This is a genomic window from Novosphingobium sp., assembly GCF_039595395.1.
Classification (GTDB): domain Bacteria; phylum Pseudomonadota; class Alphaproteobacteria; order Sphingomonadales; family Sphingomonadaceae; genus Novosphingobium.
The window spans coordinates 1944822-1960308 of record NZ_JBCNLP010000001.1 but is presented as its reverse complement, the minus strand read 5'-3'; the positions used below and the strand labels follow the sequence as shown (position 1 = coordinate 1960308).

5 protein-coding genes are annotated in these 15487 nt (G+C 68.4%); 3 read left to right on the top strand and 2 right to left on the bottom strand.

Features of this window, described 5'->3' with window-relative positions; all coding sequences use genetic code 11:
* Position 1: 1 nt before the first annotated feature.
* Positions 2-778 (bottom strand): uroporphyrinogen-III C-methyltransferase, encoded by a 777-nt coding sequence (gene cobA, locus ABDW49_RS09160; protein WP_343611357.1) that lies wholly within the window; start codon positions 776-778, stop codon positions 2-4.
* Positions 779-1045: 267 nt separating this feature from the next.
* Positions 1046-2035, bottom strand: coding sequence for a LysR family transcriptional regulator (locus ABDW49_RS09155; RefSeq protein ID WP_343611355.1), 990 nt, complete (start codon positions 2033-2035; stop codon positions 1046-1048).
* 511 nt (positions 2036-2546) lie between these two features.
* On the opposite strand from ABDW49_RS09155, the gene ABDW49_RS09150 reads away from it, so the two are divergent.
* The 3 genes from ABDW49_RS09150 to ABDW49_RS09140 all read left to right on the top strand — a co-directional run bounded on the left by ABDW49_RS09150 (position 2547) and on the right by ABDW49_RS09140 (position 15484).
* Complete coding sequence (locus tag ABDW49_RS09150) at positions 2547-5327, top strand: EAL domain-containing protein (protein WP_343611353.1); 2781 nt, start codon at positions 2547-2549, stop codon at positions 5325-5327.
* Positions 5328-5419: 92 nt separating this feature from the next.
* Positions 5420-7069, top strand: a complete 1650-nt coding sequence (locus ABDW49_RS09145; RefSeq protein WP_343611352.1) for a TolC family protein — start codon at positions 5420-5422, stop codon at positions 7067-7069.
* A 120-nt stretch (positions 7070-7189) separates the two neighbouring features.
* A complete protein-coding gene (locus ABDW49_RS09140) occupies positions 7190-15484 on the top strand; it encodes a hypothetical protein (protein WP_343611350.1) in 8295 nt (2764 codons plus the stop codon).
* Positions 15485-15487 lie beyond the last annotated feature (3 nt).

Genomic DNA, 15487 nt, shown 5'->3' with positions numbered 1-15487 from the left:
CTTAACGCTGCAGGGCCTCTTCCACGCTGACAAAACGGCCCTGCCCGCGCGGCGCCAACGCCTCGCCGATCAACAGCAGCGTCGGGTCCTCCTCGCTGATGGCCGCCACCAGAAAAGGCAGCGCTGCCAGCTTGCCACGGATCAGCCGTTCATCCGGCCGCGAGACATTGACCGCCACCATCACCGGCGTTTCGGGATCGCGCCCGGCCTCGATCAGTTGCCGCGCGATCTCGCCCGCCGCCGCGCGGCCCATATAGATCCCCAGCGTGGCATGGGGCAGCGCCAAAGCCTGCCAATCGAGCTGCAACGGCTCCCCGGCGCGCAGATGGGCGGTAACAAAGGTCACGCCGCGCGCCGCACCGCGCAAGGTCAGCGAAGCCAGAGCACCCGCCGCCGCCGCGCTGGCGGTGGTGACGCCGGGGCAGACCCGCATCGCAATGCCATGAGCGGCCAGATGATCCATCTCCTCGGCGCTGCGCCCGAAGATCGAGGGGTCACCGCCTTTCAGCCTCACGACCCGCAGGCCCTGACGCGCCGCCTCAACCAGCAGATCGTTGATCTCGGCCTGGGTTTTGCTGTGGCAGCCTGAACGCTTGCCGACGCCTTCCAGCCGCGTCTCCGCGCGGGCCAGCGCCAGCACCCCGGCGCCCACCAGCGCGTCGTGAAAGATCACATCGGCGGCGCGGATCAACCTTTCGGCCTTACGCGTCAACAGCTCGGGATCGCCCGGCCCGGCGCCGACCAGCCAGACCATGCCAGCGGGAAAATCCTCAGTCATGGTGCTTCTCCATGCCGGGATCATAGCGGAAAACGGGATGGGGGTTAAGCCGCCCCAAAAAAGGAGAGGGGTGTGCGAACCCACTCCGCACACCCCTGAGGTAACACCTGCGCAAGACAACGTCAGGTCGGGAGACCCGGACGCCATGGTGGAGACACGGCGTCCGGGATGTTTGAGGCATCGATCCGGGCCAGATCCGGACCGATGCCCCAGAGCGAAACCGCAGCGCTGACCCACCAGCTGCGCACGGTTTCGTTTCGGAAAAACTCAGGCCATGGCGGGCACCCGATGCTCGGCCGGAGCCGGGGTTTGAGCGCAGGCATCCGCCAGCAGATCGATCAGCCACGACAAGGCGGCGTCACCCCGGCTGCGCTCGCTCCACAGGGCGCGACAGGTGAAGCGGCCCAGCTCGCGCGGCGCCTCGACGATGCGCCAGCGGCCAGAGGCACCCTGCTCGGCCAGACGGCGGGGCACGGTGGCAATCAGGTCGCCGCTCAGCATGGCGGGGGCGAGGAAGGCATAGGGCAAGCTCATCACCACGCGGCGGGGCCTGGTCGAGGCCGCCTCGACAACGTCCTTGCCGTCATGGGCGGCCGCCACAGCGATATGGTCGCAATCGAGATAGCTCTCCAGATCGATGCGTCCGCGCGCGGCAGAAGGCGTGGCCAGCCAGCGATGGTCGGGCGCCATCAGGCAGACCAGATCATCCTCGAACAGCAGGCGCTGATGGTGCTGGGCGGGGTCGCCCTCGCCGCCGGTCAGGATCAGGTCGATGTCGCCCGCCGCCAGAGCGCGATGGCTGTCGCGCGACAGAGGCACGATATCGATCCCGGCATGCGGAGCCTGCGCCATCAGCCCCGGCAAGGCCGGCCCCGCCACCGCCAGAGCGCCATAATCGCTGCTGGCGATGCGAAAGCGCCGCGTCAGCGTTTCGGGCGCGAAAGGCGCCACGCTGACCAGCGAGGACACACCCTCCAGCCATGAGGACAGCGGCCCGGCGATGCATTGCGCATAATGCGTCAGTTGCATCCGCCCATTGGCGCGGATCAGCAGCGGATCGCCGAAAAGATTGCGCAGCCGCGCCAGCGAACGGCTGACGGCGGGCTGGCTCATCCCCAGATGCTCGGCCGCGCCGGTCACATTGCGGCGGTTGAGCACCACCGCCAGAATGCGCAGCAGGTTGAGATCCACCGTGGCGGGGTGAAAACCGCCGACCGGGCCGCCCAAAGCGTGGTTCGAGAGGGGATGGGTTCCCATAATGATCCTCAGAGCCGGGTCGAAAGGGCGGTTGCGGCACTCCGGTCCGCCACGCCCGCTTGGGACGAGGTGACAGGCCGGCCGACAGACCGGAGCGCCGACCGCGCCTGAGCGATGGCCCACTCAGGCGCAGAAAGAACAGGGCGGCAGAAGCGAAGCGACGCAACCGTGGCGGATACGCGATCAGCCGAGGTCCGGGCTCTCTTCACGGCGGCGATGCCGGGGCGTAAGGAAAGGATCATCACTCGCTCCTGTCTGCTGCATATTGCTATAGATTCGCAATATCATATTGCAAGCAAAACCTGACATATCCCGCGCGGCATTTCCGACATGCCGCCGATGCATGGCGGTCGGTGCGAAAATCGCCTCTGCGCCGCCCCCATCCCCGTCATCTCCCTTATTCCCCTAAGGGCGTGCTTAGCAGGCTGTTCATCGCTCGGGCCTAGAACGGATCCCCATAAACCGGGGCTTTTGCAGCAGTGTCGACATTTCTCCCCCGGACAGGGCGGCTATGAATTACTTGTGGATGTGCCTGCGCGATCAACATGACCATCGCCTGGTCCTGCTCGCCGGGCTGGTCTGCATGATGGGCGCGCTCTCCGCCGTGCTGCTGATGCGGCAGGCGCGCGACACCTATCCCGACAAGCACAGGCGCTGGGTGGCGCTGGCCGGGCTGGTGGCGGGCTTCACCATCTGGGCGACGCATTTCATCGCCATGCTGGGCTATCTGCCGGGGACCGCCATCGGTTTTCGGCTGTGGCCCACCCTGTCCTCGCTGTGTCTGGCGAGCGGGGCGACATGGCTGGGGTTCCTGATGGCCCTGCGCTATCGCGGCAAATCCGCGCGGATGCTGGGGCCCCTGGCGGTGGGCGCGGGGATCGCCGGGATGCATTATGTCGGCGTTACCGCGCTGACCCTGCCGGTGAAGGTGATGCTGGACTGGCGCTATGTGATCGCCTCGCTGGTGTTTGCCGTGGTGCCGCTCTACCCCGCCATGGTGCTTTGCCTGAACTACCGGGGCTATCGCAGCAGCCTGGAATCGGCCTTCCTCGCCTGCATGGCGGTGATCCTCCTGCATTTCACCGGCATCGCCGCCATCCGCCTGCTGCCCGATCGACAGAGCCCCGGCGATGATCTGATCCTGTCCTCGCAATCCATGGCCTCGGCGCTGGCGGCGGTGGCGCTGATCGTGGTGGCCAATTGCCTGATCGTGCTGATCGCCAGCCGCCACACAAGAGAAGCCATCCACGCCAGCGAGCGCGACTTCGCCCTGCTGGCGCAAGGCATTTCCGATTACGCGATCCATATGCTCACGCTCGACGGACATATCGCCAACTGGAACGCGGGGGCGCAGCGCCTGATGGGCTATAGCGCGGATGAGGCCATGGGGCGCCATGTCTCGATCTTCCACACCGCCGCCGATCGCGCGCGCGACAGCGCCAGCCATGCGCTGGCCATCGCCACGCAGACCGGGCGCTGCAGCGGTGAAGGCTGGCGCAAGCGGCAGGACGGCTCGACCTTCTGGGCGCATTTCACGCTGGAGAAAATCCACGACGCGCAGGGCTATCCCATCGGCTTTGCCCAGATCACCCGTGACATGACCCGGCTGAAGGAGGATCAGGACCGTCTGGCGCGGCTGACCGCCCAGCTCGACACCGCGCTCGACAATATGCATCAGGGCTTGTGCCTGCTCGATGCCGGGCACCGACTGGTGCTGCATAACCGGCGCTTTGCCGAAATCTGGCAATTAGGCGACATCGATCTGGAGGCGGGCCTCGATCTGGATCAGTTGGCCGCGCAGGCTCTGGCCGCGCGCCTGCCGCAGAATGGCGGCGACCGGGCCGCTTTGGCCACCATGCTGCGCCATGCGATCCTGAGCAGCGATGCCGAACCGGTCACCGGCGAATTCGGCGAGGGTCTGGTGCTGGCCATCGCCAGTCGCCCCCTGCCCGATGGCGGTCTGGTCGCCACCTTCGAAGACATCACCGAGCGCCGCCGCAATGAGGCGCGCATCGCCCATCTGGCCAACCATGACGCGCTGACCGCCCTGCCCAACCGCGCGCGCTTCGTCGACTGGATGAACAGCGAGCTGCCCCGTGCCCTGGCGCAGGAACGCCACGTCGCGCTGGTCGCCTTCGACCTCAACAGCTTCAAGGAGGTGAACGACCTGCGCGGTCAGGCGGTGGGCGACCGGGTGATGGTGGAACTGGCCGCCCGGCTCAACACGGCCCTGACCGAGGGCGAGATGGCCGCGCGGCTGGGCGGCGACGAATTTGCCGCGGGCAAGCTGCTGAGCGCCGACCATGATCTCGACGGCTTTGTCACGCGCCTGGCCTCCTGCTTCGAGCGCCCCTTCGACATTGAGGACACGCCCGTGGTGCTCACCGCGCGCTTCGGCATCGCGGTGGCACCCATCGACGCTCAAACACCCGAGGCCCTGCTGAACAACGCCGATCTGGCCGTCCAGCGGGCCAAAAGCAGTCTTCCCGGCAACATCGCCTATTACGAAAGCGGCATGGACAAGGCCGCGCGCACCCGCCGCCAGATCGCCGCCGATCTGCGCATGGCCATCGTGCGCGACGAGTTCCATCTGCTCTATCAGCCCCAGCACAATGTCGCTTCGGGCAAGCTGACCGGCTATGAGGCGCTGATCCGCTGGAACCACGGCAGGCTGGGCGTGGTCTCGCCCGATGCCTTCATCCCGGTGGCGGAGGAAACCGGCGAGATCCTCGCCATCGGCCAATGGGTGCTGCGCCGGGCCTGCAGCGATGCCGCCCAATGGGGCGATGGGTTAACGGTGGCGGTCAATCTCTCGCCGATCCAGTTGATGCAGCCCGATCTGGTGCGGACCGTTGGACAGGTGCTGATCGACAGCGGTCTGCCCGCAAGGCGGCTGGTGCTGGAGATCACCGAAAGCGCGATCATCGCCGACAAGGCCCGCGCGCTCCATGTGCTGCGGCAGATCAAGGCGCTGGGCATCTCCATCGCAATGGATGATTTCGGCACCGGCTATTCCTCGCTCGACACGCTGCACGCCTTCCCCTTCGACAAGATCAAGATCGACAAGTCTTTCCTTCTGCAATCCTCCACCAGCCGTCAGGCAGTGATGATCATCCGCGCCGTGGCGGCGCTGGGCCGCAATCTGGGCATTCCCGTGCTGGCCGAAGGGGTGGAAACCGCCGAGCATGTCGCCCTGCTGGTGCAAGAAGGCTGCGATGAGGCTCAGGGTTATTACTATGGCATGCCCATGGATCTTTCACAAAGCAGTAATCATGAACAGGCTGCGCTGTAGAGCCAACAAATTGACCAAGAAGTAGCCAACTCCGGATTTTTCCTCAGTATGTATTTTCCGGATTGTATTCGCTTCGTGGTTAAAAGCGGCTTATGGTTTCTTTTTCCCTCAATTGGAAACTCCGTAAGGGAGCATGCGGCACCTCGCTGGGTACAGCGTCGCTGATCTGCGCCGCGCTGATCTGCGCCACGCCGGCCATGGCCAAGCACAAGGCCCCGCCGCCCTGCGAGCATGATTGCCCGCCCCAGCCCGGTCTGGTCACCATTCCCCCGGCCGATGCCGAGTTCTGGGCCGGTTTCGACGCGCCCGAACTGTCCGCGCTGATCGCTCAGGGCATGGCGGCCAATCAGGATCTGGCCAGCGCCAAGGCCCGCCTCGCCGTGGCCCGCGCGCGGCTCAAGACGGCCAACTCCAAGCTGCTGCCCTATCTGTCGGCCGGGGTTAACGGCACCAAGAACACCACCGTGGTGGGCGACATCCTGCAATCGGGCCTGCTGCCCAGCGCCGAGCTGGATGTCGGCTACGACCTCGACCTGTTCGGCGCCAACCGCGCCACCCGCCGCGGCGAAAGGGCGCGCGTCAAGGCCAGCGCCCATGATCTGGCCGCTTTGCGCCTCTCGCTCTCGGGCGAGATCGCGCGGGCCTATATCGCCCTCTCCTCGATCGATGCCGAACTGACCACGCTGGGCACGCAGAAAGGTCTGGTCGACAATCTGGCCCGGCTGATCGCCATCCGCACCGCCGAACATGAATCCGGCGCCTTCGAGGCGGGCCTTGTGGTGCAACAACAGGCCAGCCTGCTCGCCCAGCTCGAGGTGCTGAAGGAAAACCGGCAGGAAATCCTCGCCAGCCTCGCGGTGTTGATCGGCCAGGAACCCGGCCAGTTGCAACTGACGCCCATTGCCTTCAACGCGCTCACCCTGCCCTCGCTGGGCGAGGTCCAGCCCAGCGATCTGCTGGCCCGCCGCCCCGATGTGCTGGCCGCCGCCGACCGGCTTGAGGGCGCGCGTTTCGACGAAAAGGCCGTGCGCGCCTCGCGCCTGCCCAGCGTCAAGCTGAGCGCCAGCGGCGTGATCGGCATCGCCACCGGCGGCGGTTTTGCCGCGCTGGCCAGCGCGGGCGGCACGCTGTTCGCCGCGCTGTTCCAGGGCGGGGCGATCACCGCCCGCAACCGCGAGGCCGCCGCTATCAGCGATGATGCGCTGGCCGCCTATCGCAAAGCCCAGCTTAACGGTTTGCGCGAAGCCGTCTCGGGCCTGGCCGCCCAATCCTCGGCGCAGGCCCGCGAAAGGCTGTGGCTGCTCTCGATCGACGCGGTGGGCCGCTCGGCCCGCGTGGCGCAGGCTGCCTATCTGGAAGGCGAAGTGCCGATCAATGTGGTGACCGACGCCCGCGCCAATGAGGTCGCCAGCCGCCGCGCCCTGATCGAGGCAAGGCGCGACCGCATGAACGCCGCCATCGACATCTACCGCGCCATGGGCGGCGCCCCCGCTCCAGCCGACGTGCTGGTCCCCGCGCCCGCCGTTCTTCAGGCCGATCCGGCCACCTCGCCCTCCGGAGCGCCCCTGCCGCGCAAGCCATCTCCGCCCACGGCAAACGCGGAGCCGCCCGTCTCAAAGCCTGTCGCCGCTGCCACGCCCGCGCCTGACGCAAGGCCTGCGCCACCAACACCAAACCCGCCGTCTTCCGCCCTTTCCGGCGGCAATCTCGCCGTCTCCGCCACTAGGGACTTTTATCGTTAATCCTTTGCATGCGCGCTCCCTGCGCGATCAGCTAGGCCCGACTTCACGGCCCAATAGGCCTGAAGGGCTAAGTTGAAAGAGTGCGGAACCACATGTGTGCCGCTTAGGAGCTTGAAGACGATGCCCGATCCTGTCACCAATCTTGATGCCAAGGTCTACGAAGCGGTTGATACCCTTGGCCTTAGCGGAAACCTGTCGCCGCTGAGCAGCCTGGATCAGGCTGCCGGTTCGCTCGCAACGGCACCGCAAACGGTTGTCGGCGGCATCGCGAATCAGGTGGACAGCACGCTTGGCGGCGGTCTTGCTCAGGTTAACAATCTGGCAGCAACGCCGCTCAGCAGCGGCCCCTCCTTCGGCGCCCTGCCCACCATCGACCTCAATCAGGCCGAGCAGGGCGGCACGGTCGGCGGCCTGACCGCTGCGGCCCAGCCCGTGGTTCAGGCCTCCTCGGTGGGCCAGTCCGGCAATCTGACGCCCGAGCTCGGCGCCGGTCAGCTCAACGCCGCGTCGCAGAATGTGCAGAACGCGGTCAATCAGGCCGCCGCGCAGGCTGGCGGGCCCTCGATCACGAACATCACCAACAACACCGGCGGCACGGGCGGCACCGGCGCCAGCGGCCAGAACGGCACGAATGGTGGCACCGGCGGCAATGGCGCCCCCGGCGCGCCCGGCACCACCACGGTGATCGAAGTCCCCGGCACCGGCGGCACGAATGGCAACAACGGCTCGAACGGCAGCAATGGCGGCGGTGGCGGCACGGATGGTACACCGGGCACTCCCGGCACCCCCGGCCTGAACGGCAACCCCGGAACCCCCGGCACCCCCGGTACGGATGGCAACCCCGGTACGAACGGCCATGACGGTTCTCCCGGCATTCCCGGCCTGCCCGGCATCCCCGGTCTGCCTGGTATCCCCGGCCTGCCCGGCACCCCCGGCAACCCCGGCACCGATCCCGGCAATCCCAGCAACCCCAGCAATCCCAGCAATCCCAGCAATCCCGGCACCACGCCCGACACCGACCTGATCGCCAATGTCGACGTCAACCACCTGCCCGGTCTGGGCGACGTGAACCTTGGCGCCAACATCAACCTCGATCCGCTGGAAAACCTGCTGGGTCAGGACATCGACCTCAATCTGGGCAGCATCGTCAACACCGCCCCCATCACCGGCGCGCTCAATGATGTGCTGGGCGGTCTGGGCACGGGCCTTGGCACCGGCGGCAGCACCGGCCTGAACATCACCACCGGCCCCACGGTCGATCACAGCCCCACCGACACCGATCTGGTGGTCAATGGAGCTCTGGGCATTCCGGGTCTTGGCACCACCGGGCTGAACACCAACGTCAACCTCGATCCGGTCGAGAACCTGCTGGGTCAGGACATCGACATCAATCTGGGCGCGGCGCTCAATGCCTCGAACCTCACCGGCAACCTCACTCCGGCGATCACCAATCTGACCGCGCCGCTGGGTGAGGCCCTTGCCCCTGTCACCGGCCCTGTCGGCGATGTGGCGAACAGCCTGCTGGGCACGGTCGGCGGCCTGACCGGCGGCGCCGTCACCGGCTCGCTCAACCTGCCCGGCAGCACCGGCGACAGCGCTCTGGGTCAGGCGGTCAACAATCTGACCGAGGCCCTCTCCCCCGTAACCAACCCGGTCGGCCAGGTGCTGAGCGAGACGCTGGGCACGCTCAATGACGCCACTGCCGCCACCGGCGGCGTGGCCGGTGTGCTCAACGGTCTGGCGGCCCCGCTCTCGCCCGTGACGGAGGCGCTGGCCCCGGTGACCAGTCTGGTTAACTCCAGCGGCCCCGTGCGCGAAGCGGTGGAAGGCCTGAACGGCGTGGTCAATGAACTGGTCGGCAACGTTCTGTCCGGCATTCCCAACGGCGCGGGCAGCCCGACCGCCGCGATTGGCAACACGCTGGGCTCCACGCTCGGCGGCGCGACCAGCGCGCTTAACGATGCGCTGGCCCCGGTCACCAACACGGTCGGTCAGGCGCTGGGCGACACGCTCGGGCAGCTCACCGGCGCGGCTGCCGGGACAGGCGCGAGCGCTCCCCTCACCGCGCTGGGCGACACGCTCGGCGCCCTGACCGGTGGCGGCGGTGCCACCGATCCGGTTGCACCGCTCAATGGCGCGCTGGGCGGCCTGGGCAATACGGTCAACGGCACGGTCGGCTCGGTTGAAAACGCCCTGAACGGCGCCGTGAGCAACCTCACCGGCGCGGCGGGCGGCTCGGATCTGGCCAATGCGGTGAATGGCGCACTCGGCTCGGTCGCGGGCGCCCTGAATGGCGCGGGCGGCACCACCGGCGGCGCCAGCGTCGGCGAGCTGACCAATGCGCTGGAAAGCGCTCTGGGCGGGTTGACCGGCGGCGCAGGCACCACCGATCCCACCTCAGTGATCAACAATGCGCTCGGCGGCGTGACCGGTGCCCTGAACGGCGCGGGCGGCTCGGTGGCCGATGCGCTGAACGGCGCGCTTGGCCAGTTGAGCGGCGTGGGCGGCGGCCAGGACCTGACCGGCGCGCTGAGCAACGCCCTGGGCGGCCTGACCGGAGCGCTCAACGGCGGCGCCACGGGCCCTGTGTCCGGCATCAATGGCGCAATCGGCAATGTGAACGGCCTGCTTGACGGCGCGACCGGCACGCTGGCGAACGCCCTGAACGGAGCAACCGGCGCGCTGAACGGCGCAGCGGGCAGCACCAATCTGGGCGGCACGCTGAGCAATGTCGTGGGCGGCCTCACCGGCGGCGCTGGCACCACTGACCCTACCGCTGCCCTGAACGGCGCGCTTGGAAACCTGACCGGCGCCCTCAACGGTACCGTGGGCGGCGTGGCCAACACTCTGAACGGAGCCCTCGGCGGCCTCACCGGCGGCGCTGGCACCACTGACCCCACCGCTGCCCTGAACGGCGCGCTTGGAAACCTGACCGGCGCCCTCAACGGTACCGTGGGCGGCGTGGCCAACACTCTGAACGGAGCCCTCGGCGGCCTCACCGGCGGCGCTGGCACCACCGACCCCACCGCTGCCCTGAACGGCGCGCTTGGAAACCTGACCGGCGCCCTCAACGGAACCGTGGGCGGCGTGGCCAACACTCTGAACGGAACCCTAGGCGGCCTCACCGGCGGCGCTGGCACCACCGACCCCACCGCTGCCCTGAACGGCGCTCTGGGCAACCTGACCGGCGCACTCAACGGAACCGTGGGCGGCGTGGCCAACACTCTGAACGGAGCCCTCGGCGGCCTCACCGGCAGCGCTGGCACCACCGACCCCACCGCAGCCCTCAACGGCGCCCTCGGCAACCTGACCGGCGCACTCAACGGAACCGTGGGCGGCGTGGCCAACACTCTGAACGGAGCCCTCGGCGGCCTCACCGGCAGCGCTGGCACCACCGACCCCACCGCAGCCCTCAACGGCGCCCTCGGCAACCTGACCGGCGCCCTCAACGGAACCGTGGGCGGCGTGGCCAACACTCTGAACGGAACCCTAGGCGGCCTCACCGGCAGCGCTGGCACCACTGACCCCACCTCTGCCCTGAACGGTGCCCTTGGTGGACTGACCGGCGCTGTGAACGGCGCTCTAGGTTCGACTACCGGTGCCCTCAACGGCGTACTTGGTTCGCTGCAGGGCGCGGCTGGTGGCACGGGCGCCACTGATCCCACGGCTGCTCTGAACGGTGCTCTCAGCGGGCTGACTGACGCTGTGAATGGTGCTCTAGGCTCGACCGCTGGTGCTCTCAACGGCGCGCTCGGCTCGCTGCAGGGTGCTGCAGGCGGCACGGGTGCTACCGATCCCACGGCTGCTCTGAACGGTGCGCTTGGCGGGCTGACGGGCGCTGTGAACGGCGCTCTGGGCTCGACCGCAGGGGCTCTCAATGGCGCGCTCGGTTCGCTGCAGGGTGCGGTTGGTGGCACGGGTGCTAACGATCCCACGGCTGCTCTGAACGGTGCTCTCAGCGGGCTGACTGACGCTGTGAATGGTGCTCTAGGCTCGACCGCTGGTGCTCTCAACGGCGCGCTCGGCTCGCTGCAGGGTGCTGCAGGCGGCACGGGTGCTACCGATCCCACGGCTACTCTGAACGGTGCGCTTGGCGGGCTGACGGGCGCTGTGAACGGAGCTCTGGGTTCGACCGCTGGTGCGCTCAACGGCGCGCTCGGTTCGCTGCAGGGCGCGGCTGGTGGCACGGGTGCCACTGATCCCACGGCTGCCCTGAACGGTGCTCTTGGCGGATTGACCGGCGCTGTGAATGGCGCTCTGGGCTCGACCGCCGGGGCTCTCAACGGCACGCTCGGTTCGCTGCAGGGTGCGGCTGATGGCACGGGTGCTACTGATCCCACCGCAGCGCTGAACGGTGCGCTTGGCGGGCTGACTGGCGCTGTGAACGGCGCTCTAGGTTCGACCGCTGGCGCTCTCAACGGTGCACTCGGTTCGCTGCAGGGCGCGGCTGGTGGTACGGGTGCCGCTGATCCCACGGCTGCCCTGAACGGCGCGCTTGGCGGGCTGACCGGCGCTGTGAACGGCGCTCTGGGTTCCACCGCTGGCGCTCTCAACGGCGCACTCGGTTCGCTGCAGGGTGCGGCTGGTGGCACGGGTGCTACTGATCCCACCGCAGCGCTGAACGGAGCGCTCGGCGGGCTGACTGGTGCTGTGAATAGCGTTCTGGGCTCGACCGCTGGTGCCCTCAATGGCGCACTGGGTGGGCATGACCTGACAGGGGCGCTTAACGGTGCTCTGGGTTCGACCACTGGTGCTCTCAACGGCGCGCTCGGTTCGCTGCAGGGCGCGGCTGGTGGCACCGAGCTGGCCAGCACGCTTGCAGGCACCGTCAATGGTACGCTGGGTGCGGTGGGCAGCACGCTCGACAATGCAATGGGCAATCTGAATGGCGCTCTGGGCAGCAGCGGGCTGACCAATGCGGCCAATGGCGCGCTCGGTTCGGTGACCAATGCCGTCGGCAGCGCCCCCATCGCCAACACGCTGGGCAGCCTGCTCAACGGCACCGGCACCACCGATCCTGTCTCCTCGCTGACCGGCGGCGTCAATGGCACTCTGGGCGGGTTGACCGGCGGTCTCAACAGCGCGCTGGGCACGCTGCAAGGCGCGGCTGGCGGCCATGACCTGACCGGCGCGGTGACCAATGCGGTGAACGGCCTGACCGGCGCCGCCGATCCGACCGCGGCGCTCAACGGCGCGCTGAGCGGCCTGGCCGGAACGGTCAATGGCGCGCTGGGCGCCCTGAACGGCGCGGCCGGCGGCACGGGTGCCACCGATCCCACGGCGGCGCTCAATGGCGCTCTGGGCGGGCTGACCGGCGCGGCCAATGGCGCGGCAGGTTCGGCAGCCAACGCTCTGAACGGCGCTCTGGGCCAGATCACCAACACCGGTACCGGAACCGGCACGGGCGGCGGGGCGGCCTCGCTCTCCTCGCTGACCGATGCGCTGGGCAATCTGCTTGGCGGCACCGGCACCGGAACGGGCGGCAGCACCGGCGGCCAGCATTCCGCGCTGACCGTCAACACCGACACCGGCCTGCCGGTCCTGGGCGACCTGGGCCTCAACGCCAATGTCAACCTTGATCCGGTCGCCAGCCTGCTGGGCCAGCCCGTCAACATCAATCTGGGCACCAACCTCGACACGCAGTCGGCGCTGAGCGGCGTGACCCATGCGCTGTCGCCGGTCACCACGCCGCTGGCTCCGGTGACCACGGCTGTCGGCAATGCGGTCAACAGCACGCTGAACGGCGTGGGCAGCGCCACTGGCGGTCTGGTAAGCGGCAGCCTGCTCCACGGCAGCACGGGCACCGATCCGCTGGCCTCGCTGACCACCGATGTCGGCAGCCTGCTGAACGGGACCACCGCCGTTGATCCGACCTCCTCGGTTGTCGGCGCGGTGAGCAGCCTGCTCAACGGGTCGAGCACCGGCGGGACGGGCTTCAACGACATCTTCACCCAGATCGGCCACATCACCTCGGTCGACTCCTCGGTGGGTGACATCGCCTCGCCTTCGGCTCTGGCCAGCACGGTGAGCGGCGTCCTGTCGACGGCCCTGCCCAGCGTGGCAACCACCACCGGCGATATCTTCCAGGCGGTGAACACCAGCCTGAGCGATGCCGGCTCGACCCTCAACTCGACGCTTTCGGGCACGGGCAGCGTGCTGACCGGCACCTCTGCCGATCTGGGCCATGCCCTGACCGGTACGCTGGGTGATGTGGGCAGTGCTCTGGGCGGCACGGTTTCGGGTGTGGGCTCGGCTGTGACCGATACCACCTCTGGCCTCGGCTCGGCTCTGGGCACCACGCTGGGGAACGTTGGCACCACGCTGACGGGCACCACCGGGACTGTGGGCACCGATCTGGGCCATGCCGTGACCGGTACGCTGGGCGATGTGGGTTCCACCGTGGGCGGTGTGGTTTCGGGCGTCACTGGCGCCGTCGGCACCACCGCCTCCGATCTGGGTTCGACGCTGGGCAGTGTGCTGTCCGGCACGGGTTCGGCGGTGACCGATACCACTTCGGGCCTCGGCTCGGCTCTCGGCACCACGCTGGGCAATGTCGGCACCACGCTGACGGGCACCACTGGCACTGTGGGCACCGATCTGGGCCATGCCGTCACCGGTACGCTGGGTGATGTGGGCTCCACTGTGGGCGGTGTGGTTTCGGGCGTCACCGGCACTGTCGGCACCACCGCCTCCGATCTGGGCTCGACGCTGTCGGGCGTGGGTTCGACACTGACCGGCACCACCGGCACAGTGGGCACCGATCTGGGGCATGCCGTCACCGGTACGCTGGGCGATGTGGGTTCCACCGTGGGCGGTGTGGTTTCGGGCGTCACCGGCGCTGTCGGCACCACCGCTTCGGATCTGGGCTCGGTGCTGTCGGGTGTGGGTTCGACACTGACCGGCACCACCGGCACTGTGGGCACCGATCTGGGCCATGCCGTCACCGGTACGCTGGGCGATGTGGGTTCCACCGTGGGCGGTGTGGTTTCGGGCGTCACCGGCGCTGTCGGCACCACCACTTCGGATCTGGGCTCGACGCTGGGCAGCGTGCTTTCTGGCACGGGTTCGACGCTGACCGGAACGGCCGCCGACGCTGGCCATACGGTCAGCTCCACCGTGGGCAGCACGCTGGGTGATGTTGGCTCGACACTCTCGGGCGTGGGTTCGACCCTGACCGGCACCACCGGCACCACCGGCACTGTGGGTACCGATCTGGGCCATGCCGTCACCGGTACGCTGGGCGATGTGGGCTCCGCGCTGGGCGGTGTGGTTTCGGGTGTGACCGGCGCTGTCGGCACCACCACCTCCGATCTGGGCTCCGCGCTGGGCAGCACTCTTTCGGGCGCCACTTCGGCGCTGGGCGGGACCAGCAGCACCGCGACCGATGCCGCTCACGCCGCGACCTCTACGCTGGGCAGCACGCTGTCGGATGTGGGTTCGACGCTGGGCAATGTCGTCACGGGTGTGACCGGTGCGGTGGGAACCACCACCACCGATCTGGGCTCGGCCGTGGGTGGCCTGCTTTCGGGCACCACCTCCGCTCTGACCGGAACCAGCAGCACCGGCACCGATGCCGCCCATGCGGCGACCTCGACGCTGGGCAGCACGCTGGCCGATACCACATCGGCACTGGGCAGCGTGGTCGGCGGCACGACCAGCGCGGTGGGCACCACCGTCAGCGATCTGGGCTCCACGCTGGGCAGTGTCCTGTCGGGCACGACCTCGGCGCTGAGCGGATCGTCCAGCAGCGCGACCGACGCCACGCACGCCGCGACCTCCACGCTGGGCAGCACGCTGTCGGATGTGGGCTCGTCGCTGAGCAGCGTTCTGTCGGGGACGACCTCGGCCCTGACCGGGGCGGGCACGACCACCGGCACCGCGACCGACACGGGTTCGTCCCTGTCGAGCCTGCTGTCGGGCACGACCTCGTCGCTGACGGGTACGACCGATACCTCGCACACCACCTCCTCGCTGAGCGGGCTGCTTTCGGGCGCCACCTCGGCGCTGAGCGGGACCACCGCGAGCACTGGCACCACCGGCACGGCCACCGATACCAGCTCGACCCTGTCGAGCCTGCTCTCGGGTGCCACCGGATCGCTGACCGGCGCCTCCACGGGCACCACCAGCGGCACGACCGGCAGCCTGACCGGCTCGCTGCTCAGCGGCACCAGCTCGCTGACCAGCCCGGCCAATGACACCAGCAGCCTGTCGCACACCACCTCGTCGCTGCTGGGTTCGACCACCAGTTCGCTGGGCAGTGCCTTGGGGAGCACGACCAGTTCGCTGGGCAGCAGCCTGCTTTCGGGCACTACCAGCAGCGCTCTGGGCACCGGTTCGGTGGCCAGCAGCTCGACCAGTGCGTTGACGGCCATCACCAAAACCTTGGCGACCACCAAATCGCTCATCGGAGTCTAGCGG

Coding starts and splice junctions, on each gene's coding strand:
- cobA (WP_343611357.1), bottom strand. CDS start 778: ATGACTGAGGATTTTCCCGCTGGCATGGTCTGGCTGGTCGGCGCCGGG.
- ABDW49_RS09155 (WP_343611355.1), bottom strand. CDS start 2,035: ATGGGAACCCATCCCCTCTCGAACCACGCTTTGGGCGGCCCGGTCGGC.
- ABDW49_RS09150 (WP_343611353.1), top strand. CDS start 2,547: ATGAATTACTTGTGGATGTGCCTGCGCGATCAACATGACCATCGCCTG.
- ABDW49_RS09145 (WP_343611352.1), top strand. CDS start 5,420: ATGGTTTCTTTTTCCCTCAATTGGAAACTCCGTAAGGGAGCATGCGGC.
- ABDW49_RS09140 (WP_343611350.1), top strand. CDS start 7,190: ATGCCCGATCCTGTCACCAATCTTGATGCCAAGGTCTACGAAGCGGTT.